The organism is Sphingomonas sp. (genome assembly GCF_036402235.1).
Lineage (GTDB): Bacteria > Pseudomonadota > Alphaproteobacteria > Sphingomonadales > Sphingomonadaceae > Sphingomonas.
Genome location: NZ_DASWTG010000035.1, coordinates 20,166 through 27,452 on the forward strand (window position 1 = coordinate 20,166; position 7,287 = coordinate 27,452).

The 7,287-nt window shown below is 65.4% G+C and carries 6 protein-coding genes; all 6 read right to left on the bottom strand.

The annotated features are described in order from the left end of the window. Positions 1–158: 158 nt before the first annotated feature. On the bottom strand, positions 159–1,349 hold the full coding sequence (locus VGD28_RS07285) for a dipeptidase (protein WP_331027673.1): 1,191 nt from the start codon (positions 1,347–1,349) through the stop codon (positions 159–161). Positions 1,350–1,386: 37 nt separating this feature from the next. Beyond that, positions 1,387–3,537, bottom strand: a complete 2,151-nt coding sequence (locus tag VGD28_RS07290) for a prolyl oligopeptidase family serine peptidase (RefSeq protein WP_414714476.1) — start codon at positions 3,535–3,537, stop codon at positions 1,387–1,389. A gap of 652 nt (positions 3,538–4,189) precedes the next feature. Then, on the bottom strand, positions 4,190–4,612 hold the full coding sequence (gene rplQ / locus VGD28_RS07295; RefSeq protein WP_331027675.1) for a 50S ribosomal protein L17: 423 nt from the start codon (positions 4,610–4,612) through the stop codon (positions 4,190–4,192). Between the two features lie 261 nt (positions 4,613–4,873). After that, positions 4,874–5,935, bottom strand: a complete 1,062-nt coding sequence (locus VGD28_RS07300) for a DNA-directed RNA polymerase subunit alpha (RefSeq protein WP_331027676.1) — start codon at positions 5,933–5,935, stop codon at positions 4,874–4,876. 104 nt (positions 5,936–6,039) lie between these two features. Next, positions 6,040–6,429: a 30S ribosomal protein S11 gene (rpsK, locus tag VGD28_RS07305; RefSeq protein ID WP_066579261.1), complete on the bottom strand. Its 390-nt coding sequence runs from the start codon at positions 6,427–6,429 to the stop codon at positions 6,040–6,042. A gap of 105 nt (positions 6,430–6,534) precedes the next feature. After that, positions 6,535–6,903, bottom strand: a complete 369-nt coding sequence (gene rpsM, locus VGD28_RS07310) for a 30S ribosomal protein S13 (RefSeq protein ID WP_331027677.1) — start codon at positions 6,901–6,903, stop codon at positions 6,535–6,537. Positions 6,904–7,287 lie beyond the last annotated feature (384 nt).

Below are 7,287 nucleotides of genomic sequence, written 5' to 3' on the forward strand. Positions count from 1 at the left end.
CACGATCGACAGCGTGATCGCGATCAGAAATCCGACCGCCAGCGGCAATCTCCGGTCATCAGAGGCGGGTTGATCGAGCATCGCTTCATCACCGCAACTTTCGATATCTCCTACCCACAAAAGCTAACGCCGCGCTATCCGCAATGTTCCTAGGGCTCTCAGCGTTGTCGTGCCGCATCCGCCGCGCGCATGATCCGCAGCACGTTGCCCGACCAGATCTTGGCGATATCCGCCTCCGAATAGCCGGCCGCGACCAGCCGTTCGGTGACCTTGGGCAAGGCGGTGATGTCCTCGAACCCGCGCACCCCGCCGCCACCGTCCCAGTCGGCGCCCATGCAGACATGGTCCGGCCCCGCCACCTTGAGCAGGTACAGCAGGTTGGTCATGAAATTCTCGAAGTCGGTGTCCTGTACCGGCGCCACCTTGTCGAGCGCGCGGACCTGCGCGGTGAGTTTGGCCTGCTCCTCGGGCGAGAGCGTACCGATCTTGTCGACCAGGTCCGACAGCCGGTTGCGCTCGTCGGTATAGTTCATCTTGGTCAGGAACACGCTGTTCATGCACACCGCCCCGCCCTTCGCGGCGAGCTTGCGGATACGCTCGTCGTCGATGTTGCGGTTGTGTCCCCACATCGCCTTGGGACCGGAGTGCGAGAGGATGATCGGCGTCTTGCTGAGCTCGAGCAGTTGATCGAACGTGGCGTCGGACGAGTGGCTTCCGTCGATCACCATCCCGAGCCGGTTCATCTCGACGACCCATTGCCTGCCGAGCGGCGACAGCCCCTTCCACGTCCCCTGCCCGGTCGCGCTGTCGGCGAACTGGTTGTCCTTGGAATGGACCGGCCCCGCCATCCGCACGCCGCCATCGTAGAATTGCTTGAGCAGCGACAGATCCTCGCCCAGCGGATAGCTGTTCTCGATGCTGATGAAGGCGAAGCGTAGCCCGGCCTTGTCGGCGCGCACGGCTTGATCGGCGGTGGTCACCAGCTCGATCCGGCCGGGATAGGCGCCGATCGTCTTGTGGATCTCGTCCAGCCGCCTGAACGCGAACGCCTTGGCCGCGGCAAAGCCCGCCGGCGTCACCTCCTTCTGGGCGGTGTAGATGACGAACATCCCGCCATCGAGCGCGCCGGTCTCCATCCGCCCGAGATCGACCTGCGCCAGGTCGGTTTCCCAATGGTGCCGGTCGCCGAACTTCCAATGCGGGTTGGAGAACCACACCGGCGTGTCGAGATGCGTGTCCATCGTCATCAGCCGCTGGTGCAGCGACGGAAGCTGCTCGTTCGGCTGCGCGACGGTGGAAGCGCAGCTGGCCACGGCAAGCGCGAGCAGGGGCAGGCAGATCAAACGCATATGGGCTCCTTTGCGCATCTCGACAGAGGTGAGGGACTTAGTTGACCGGCTTGACGTCGAGCCCCGTCCATTTCGCCGCGAACGCCCAGAGATCGGAGGTTTCCTCGATGATCTTGTCGGTCGGCTTGCCCGTGCCGTGGCCGGCGCGCGTCTCGATGCGGACGAGATGCGGCTTCGGGCCGATGTCCGATGCCTGCAGAGCGGCGGTGTATTTGAAGGTGTGGCCCGGCACCACGCGATCGTCGGTGTCCGCGGTGGTCGCCAGGATCGCCGGATAGACCTTGCCCGCCGCGATGTTGTGGTAGGGCGAATAGGCGCGAAGCACCTTCCAGTCCGCCTCCTTCGACGGATGCCCGTAATCGTCGACCCAGTAGCGGCCGGCGGTCCAGCGATCGAAGCGCAGCATGTCCATCACGCCCACCGCAGGCAGCGCCGCCGCGAACAGGTCAGGCCGCTGGTTGACGACCGCGCCGACCAGCAGGCCGCCGTTCGAGCCGCCCTGGATGGCAAGCCCGTCCTTCTTCGTGATGCCCTGCGCGATCAGATACTCGCCCGCGGCGATGAAGTCGTCGAACGTGTTCTGCTTGTGGTTGAGGCGGCCGCCGTCGTGCCACGCCTTGCCATACTCGCCGCCGCCGCGGATGTTGGCGAGGACGAACACGCCACCCTGCTCCATCCACGCCACGCGCGAGGCCGAGAAGGCCGGCCCGTAGCTGACGTTGAACCCGCCATAGCCCCACAGCAAGGTCGGCGCCGGGCCGGTCACGTCCTTCCGCTTGACGATGAACATCGGCACCCGGGTGCCGTCCTTCGAGGTGAAGAAGCGCTGCTCGACGCCGTACTTTGCGGGATCGAACGCCACCTTGGGCTGCGCCCACGCCTTCGCTTCGCCGGTCTTCACGTCATAGCGATAGACTGTGGTCGGCATGTTGAAGCTGGTGAAGGCGTAGAACATCTCGCTGTCATCGGCGTCGCCGCTGGACCCCGCGATGCTGCCGATGCCCGGCGTCGCGACCTTGCCCAGCAGCTTGCCGTCGAGCGAATAGCGGCGCATCTCGTCCTTGGCGTCGACCATATAGCTGACGAGCAGCTGGCCGCCGACGATGCCTGCGCCCTCCAGCGTCGCCTTGTCCTCGGGGATCAGGTCGGTCGCGACCGGATTGGGCTGCGCGACGTCCATCGTCACCAGCTTGAGCTTCGGCGCGCCTTTGTTGGTCGTCCAGTAGAAGCGCGTGCCGACATTGCCGGCGAGGGTCCAGTTGTTCTCCAGCCCCGCGATCAGCTTGCGCGGCTTGGCGCCCGGCGTCTTGAGATCGAGCAGCGTGATCTCGTAGCGGTCATCGGTGCCCTCGGTAGTGGTGATGACCAGCCAGTTGCCGTCCTCAGTCACCTGCGCGAAATGACCGCGCTTGGGCGTCTCGGGCGTCGCGTAGATCAGCGTGTCCGCGCTCTGCGGCGTGCCGATCCGGTGGAAATAGACCGACTGATTCTCATTGAGCTGCTGGAACGCCTGCCCTTCGGCCGGCGCCGGGAAACGCGAATAGTAGAAGCCCGACCCGTCCTTCGCCCAGGCGAGGTTGCTGAACTTCATCCACTTGACCTCGTCGCCCAGCGTCTTGCCGGTGGCGACATCGAGTACCTTGACCGTGCGCCAGTCGCTGCCGCCGTCCTGAATACCGTAGACGAGCAGCTTGCCGTCCTCCGACGGCACCCATTCGGACAGCGCGGTCGCGCCGTCCTTGGCCCAGCCATTGGGGTCGATCAGCACGCGGCCGGGGCCGTCAAGGCTGTCGCGCACCCACAGCACCGCCTGGTTCTGGAGCCCGGTATTGTGGCTGTAGAAATAGCGCCCGCCCTTGCGCGTCGGCACGCCGAAGCGCTCATAATCGAACAGCTGCTTGATGCGGCTCTTGAAGATGTCGCGGCCGGGCAGCGTCGCGAGATATGCGTCGGTCACCTTGTTCTGCGCCTCGACCCAGGCGGCGACCTCCTTGTCGTTGCGCACGTCGTTCTCGAGCCAGCGATAGGGATCGGCGACGTTCTGGCCGAAGGTCTCTTCGGCCACATCGACGCGCTTTGTCTCGGGATAGGTGATCGGGGCAGGCATCGTGGACGGAGACTCCGGGCTGGCATGAGCAATGGGGGCTGCGAACAGCAGCGGAAGGGCGATCAGCGACGCGTGGCGCATTGGTTTCTCCGGTTACGGGATGTCGGCAACCTATTGCGGCGGTGCTGGCGGTCAAGCGGACTGCTTGACCAAATTGACAGAAATGCGGGGTTTTCGACGAACGCACCGGCAACGCGCCGGGTTCGCGCCGGGTTCGCGCCTGCAACGCGCCCGCCATGCGCCACGCGAGCGTCGGTGACGCGCCGCCGACGCGACAGCAACGCGCCATCCACGCGCCCGTGGCGCGACGGCCATGCGCCCATGACGCGCCGATATCGCCACATGCGTGGCCGATGGCTCTGGTGGTATTTGCGGGCGCCCGGCTCATCCCCAAGGATAAACCAGATGAAATCCTACATTGGAAGAGGAAGGCTGCGGCCGGCTCAGGCGAGCGCGCCAAGCCCGGTCGAATAGCTGACCCAGCCCATCACCAGCAACGGCAGTGCGGCGAAGCCGATCGTCACCGCATTGCTTGCACCCCGGCTTTGGTTCGAACGCATCTGAAATCTCCGGCGCGGGGCTTCCCCGCTGTCTTGCCGTTCAGATGGGAAGCCGTCGCGACTTCTAAAGGCGCAGCAATTCTTTCGGAGCCGAAACAGCGGCTTCGCGGACGGCAAAAGGGCGGCCGCACCGGAGTGCGACCGCCCTTTCGATTGTCTTGCGAGCGCGCGGATCAGGCCGCTTCGTCGAAATCCTCGTCGTTCAGCACCGGGCCCGAATCCTGACCCTTGGCCGAAACGTCGCGATCGACGAACTCGATGATCGCCATCGGCGAGGCGTCCGAAGCGCGCGGGCCGGTCTTGATGATGCGGGTGTAGCCGCCGTTACGGTCGGCATAGCGCGCGGCCAGCACGTCGAACAGCTTCACCAGCTGCGCGTCGTCGAGCAGGCGGGCATGGGCGAGACGGCGGTTTGAAAGGCCGCCCTTCTTCGCCAGCGTCACCAGCTTTTCGACATAGGGACGCAGTTCCTTCGCCTTGGCGAGCGTGGTGGTGATCTGCTCGTGCTTGATCAGCGAGGCCGACATGTTGCGGAACAGCGCAAGGCGATGAGCCGAGGTGCGCTGAAGCTTACGGCCGCCGTACTTATGGCGCATGGGTATTTCCTTTCAGTTCGTCAGGGGGCCGTCTTACGGAACCCCAAGCCCGGTGGGACGGTGAGCCACCAACCAAATCCGTCACCCCAGCGAAAGCTGGGGTCTCCATGAGGTTCGCCCTTGCCGCACGAGGCCCCGGCTTTCGCCGGGGCGACGGTTTGGCGGGCCCGCCGCGGCAAAGCCGCGGCGTCAGACGGAGCCTTCGGCCCCGCTGGCCGGGCTGGCGCTGTCTCCGGGTTAGCTCCGCTAACCCGGTGCAGCTTAGCCCATGATCTCCTGCTCGAGCTTCTTGGCCATCTCTTCGATGTTCTCAGGCGGCCAGCCCGGGATTTCCATGCCGAGGCGCAGGCCCATCGACGACAGCACTTCCTTGATCTCGTTCAGCGACTTGCGGCCGAAATTCGGCGTGCGCAGCATCTCGGCCTCGGTCTTCTGGACCAGATCGCCGATGTAGATGATGTTGTCGTTCTTGAGGCAGTTGGCCGAACGGACCGACAGCTCGAGCTCGTCCACCTTCTTGAGCAGGTAGCGGTTGATCGTCGCGGTGTCGCCCGCGCCGCTTTCCGCCGCGGCCGGAGCGGCCACGCCGATCGGCGCCGAACGGGTGATCGCCGAATCGTCGAAGTGGACGAACAGCGCGAGCTGGTCCTGCAGGATGCGCGCGGCATAGGCCACGGCGTCCTCAGGGGTGACGGTGCCGTCGGTCTCGACCGAGAGGCTGAGCTTGTCGTAATCAAGCTCCTGCCCGACGCGGGTATTCTCGACCTTGTAGCTCACCTGACGGACCGGCGAGTAGAGCGCATCGACCGGGATCAGGCCGATCGGCGCGTCGGCCGGACGGTTCGCCGCGGCGGGGACATAGCCCTTGCCGGTATCCGCGACGAGTTCCATGTTGAGCGTCGCGCCATCGTCGAGGTGGCACAGCACCAGATCGGGGTTCATCACTTCGATGTCGCCCGACACGGCAATGTCGCCGGCCTTCACTTCGGCCGGGCCGGTCGCGCTGAGCTGAAGGCGCTTGGCGCCCTCGCCCTGCATCTTGAGCGCGATCTGCTTCACGTTGAGCACGAGGTCGGTCACGTCCTCGCGCACGCCGGCGAGCGACGAGAATTCGTGAAGGACGTTCTCGATCTTGATCGAGGTCACCGCAGCGCCCTGCAGCGACGAGAGCAGCACGCGGCGCAGCGCGTTGCCGAGCGTCAGGCCGAAGCCGCGCTCCAGCGGCTCGGCGACGAAGGTCGCCTTCCGCTTGCCGTCACCGCCCTTTTTCTCAAGGCCGTTCGGCTTCTTCAGTTCCTGCCAGTTCTTTGCGTTGACAGACACAGGCTTCCCCTGGGTTGGGCAGGACGGGGCTATCCTGCCAGGATTGGAGCCGCCTCCAGCCCGGATCCGGCATCCCGGACCCACGGCGGAGGCGGAAAGTCAAATCAGACGCGGCGACGCTTGCTGGGGCGAACGCCGTTGTGCGGGATCGAGGTCACGTCGCGGATCGACGTGATCTGGAAACCGACCGCCTGCAGCGCGCGCAGCGCCGACTCGCGGCCCGAACCCGGACCCTTGACCTCGACCTCGAGCGTGCGGACGCCGTGCTCGGCAGCCTTGCGGCCCGCGTCCTCGGCGGCGACCTGGGCGGCGTACGGGGTCGACTTGCGCGAGCCCTTGAAGCCCATCATGCCGGCCGACGACCAGCTGATCGCGTTGCCCTGCGCGTCCGTGATCGTGATCATGGTATTGTTGAAGCTGGCGTTCACATGGGCGACGCCGGCGGTGATGTTCTTGCGTTCGCGACGGCGAAGACGCTGCGGTGCTTGTGCCATATTTTGTTCCTGACCTTATCCATCAGTGGCCGGGGACACTCCGAGAGGGGGCTGCGATGAGGCGCCCAGCCTCCGGCGGAGCAAACAGTCCCCCGGACTGCTTGCTTACTTCTTCTTGCCAGCGATCGGCTTCGCCTTGCCCTTGCGAGTGCGCGCGTTGGTGTGCGTGCGCTGGCCGCGGACAGGCAGGCCCTTGCGGTGACGCAGGCCGCGATAGCAGGCCAGGTCCATCAGGCGCTTGATGTTCATCGCGGTCTCGCGGCGAAGATCGCCCTCGACCGTGTAGCCGCCGTCGATGGTCTCGCGGATCTGAAGCACTTCCTGGTCGGTCAGGTCCTGCACGCGACGCTCGGCAGTGATGCCCAGCTTGTCGGTGATTTCCTTGGCCTTGGCCGGGCCGATGCCGTGGATATACTGAAGCGCGATCAGTACGCGCTTGTTGGTCGGGAGGTTAACGCCCGCAATACGTGCCATGAATCTTGTTCTCCCAGCTCCACAGGGCCGTGCATGGCAGCCAGACCCCATCTCGTCGCGTTGACCCGAAACGCGGTCGCGCGGCACACGCTCAGGAGCGCTGCCGGTCGAACGGGTTTCGGAAGATGCGCGACATATGGAGTCGGACCCGCGCTGTCAAGCGCCGGAGCCGATGCGTTTCGCGTTACGCGGATATACACCATTCGACCGGCGCGGCCAAGCGAATGACGATCAGCAGACGCACTGTTGAGCTGGATCCTCCCCCGCCAGGGGGAGGTGGCGCGCATCGCGCGACGGAGGGGGAGGAAGCAACCGCCAAGGCTCTGGCATCAGCCCCCTCCGTCAGCCTGCGGCTGACACCTCCCCCTGGCGGGGGAGGATTGA

Excerpts from the sequence above, each read along its gene's own strand:
- VGD28_RS07290 (WP_414714476.1), bottom strand. The coding sequence starts at position 3,537 with ATGCGCCACGCGTCGCTGATCGCCCTTCCGCTGCTGTTCGCAGCCCCC.
- rpsM (WP_331027677.1), bottom strand. The coding sequence starts at position 6,903 with ATGGCACGTATTGCGGGCGTTAACCTCCCGACCAACAAGCGCGTACTG.
- rplQ (WP_331027675.1), bottom strand. The coding sequence starts at position 4,612 with ATGCGCCATAAGTACGGCGGCCGTAAGCTTCAGCGCACCTCGGCTCAT.
- rpsK (WP_066579261.1), bottom strand. The coding sequence starts at position 6,429 with ATGGCACAAGCACCGCAGCGTCTTCGCCGTCGCGAACGCAAGAACATC.
- VGD28_RS07285 (WP_331027673.1), bottom strand. The coding sequence starts at position 1,349 with ATGCGTTTGATCTGCCTGCCCCTGCTCGCGCTTGCCGTGGCCAGCTGC.